Annotated in this window: 1 protein-coding gene; it reads left to right on the top strand. The window is 63.4% G+C overall.

Translation table 11 applies throughout. From position 1 onward, the window contains the following. Window positions 1-77 precede the first annotated feature (77 nt). Window positions 78-1109: an IS110 family transposase gene (locus tag PMI02_RS23525; protein ID WP_007687755.1), complete on the top strand. Its 1032-nt coding sequence runs from the start codon at window positions 78-80 to the stop codon at window positions 1107-1109. The last annotated feature ends 261 nt before the right edge of the window (window positions 1110-1370 follow it).

Below are 1370 nucleotides of genomic sequence, written 5' to 3'. Positions count from 1 at the left end.
GGTGATGGGGTGGACGCCCCCCGACGGCATTGATGTGCCATAGTGGAGGTGTTTGAACACCACTTGAGGAGGCGTCCGTGTCGGAAGTTACCACAATCGGTTTGGATATCGCCAAGAATGTTTTCCATGCGCATGGCGCGGATGCGAGCGGGCGAGCGTTGTTCAGCCGCAAGATCAGCCGCACCAAGCTGCTGGAGTTCTTTGCGCAGCAGCGGCAGTGCACGGTGGCGCTGGAGGCCTGCGGAGGCGCGCATCACTGGGGCCGTGAGCTCACGCGCCTAGGGCATGACGTGAAGCTCATTCCGCCCGCTTACGTGAAGCCGTTCGTGAAGCGGCACAAGAACGATGCGGTGGATGCGGAGGCGATCTGCGAGGCGGCTCAGCGTCCCAACATGCGGTTCGTGGCGATCAAGAGCGAAGAGCAGCAGGCTTCCGGCCTGGTGTTCCGGACCCGAGATCTGATGGTGCGTCAGCGTACCCAGTTGATCAATGCGATCCGCGGTCATCTCACCGAGTATGGCTGGGTGGCGCCGAAGGGCCCGTCGCATGTGGCGATGCTCGGCGACTTGCTCGAGGACGAGATCGGCTCATCGCTACCCGAAGCAGCCAGGGCGATGTTTCGCACGATGCTCGATTTGCTTGAGGAGCTGAACGACAGGATCGGCGACCTCGACAAGGAAATCGCACGGCGAGCACGGGAGGATGCGATTGCCAGGCGGCTCATGACGATCCCCGGCGTCGGGCCGATCACGGCCACCGCGATCGCCGCGCTCGCGCCGCCGGCCGAGACCTTTGCCAAGGGCCGCGACTTTGCCGCCTGGCTCGGTCTGGCGCCGCGGCAGCTGTCGACAGGAGGCAAACAGAAGCTGGGCCCGATCACGAAGATGGGCGAGCGAACGCTCAGGCGGCTCCTGATTATCGGCAGTAGTGCTGTCGTGCTGCAGGCGAGCAAGCGAGGCGCTCCGGCAGGATCATGGCTAGAACAGATGCTGGCCAGAAAGCCGCGCATGTTGGTGACCGTTGCGCTTGCCAACAAGACCGCGCGGATCATCTGGGCGGTGCTTACGAAGAACGAGGATTACAAAGCTCCGGTCGCAGCTGCGGCGTAAGCCAAGGCGGGCCAGAGGTCGTCGGAAGACGTAGTCGGTCGAAGGAAGGTATGGCACAACAGTCGGCGAGACGGGGCCGGAAGAACCAGGGCTTTCCACCGTGCCGCGAGCACGCTGTGGGTGATATGGATCCGGTCCGCGAACTCCCATACGGGCCCGCAGCCTCTGGTGCTGCACTAGAGGCCGGACAGATGGCAGCATCCGACCACGTGCTTGATCCCGCCAATTACCGCTTGCGTCTTTTGGGGCGTCCACAGATGG

The organism is Novosphingobium sp. AP12 (assembly GCF_000281975.1).
Taxonomy (GTDB): domain Bacteria; phylum Pseudomonadota; class Alphaproteobacteria; order Sphingomonadales; family Sphingomonadaceae; genus Novosphingobium.
Note: the sequence above shows the minus strand (reverse complement) of the source record. Positions and strands in the feature narration are given on the sequence as shown.